The following is a 252-nucleotide window of genomic DNA, read 5'->3' on the forward strand; positions in this document are numbered from 1 at the left end:
TATGACCCGTTGGTCAAGTGGTTTAAGACACTGCCCTTTCACGGCAGTAACATGGGTTCGAATCCCGTACGGGTCATTTATATTTGGAGGATTAGCTCAGTTGGGAGAGCATCTGCCTTACAAGCAGGAGGTCACAGGTTCGAGCCCTGTATCCTCCATTCCAAATATATTGGACTGGTTCGTTGGTCTAGTCGGTTTAGGACGCCTGCCTGTCACGCAGGAGGTCACGAGTTCGAGTCTCGTACGAACCGT

General features: G+C 50.8%; 3 tRNA genes. All 3 read left to right on the forward strand.

What is annotated here, in order from left to right:
• The first annotated feature begins 3 nt into the window (after nt 1-3).
• The 3 genes from FD688_RS00015 to FD688_RS00025 all read left to right on the forward strand — a co-directional run bounded on the left by FD688_RS00015 (nt 4) and on the right by FD688_RS00025 (nt 251).
• Nucleotides 4-76, forward strand: a tRNA-Glu gene (locus FD688_RS00015).
• Between the two features lie 9 nt (nt 77-85).
• Nucleotides 86-158 (forward strand) — tRNA-Val (locus tag FD688_RS00020).
• Between the two features lie 18 nt (nt 159-176).
• Nucleotides 177-251, forward strand: a tRNA-Asp gene (locus FD688_RS00025).
• The last annotated feature ends 1 nt before the right edge of the window (nt 252 follow it).

Origin of the sequence: Apilactobacillus kunkeei, from assembly GCF_005930975.1 — a bacterium.
GTDB lineage: Bacteria > Bacillota > Bacilli > Lactobacillales > Lactobacillaceae > Apilactobacillus > Apilactobacillus kunkeei_E.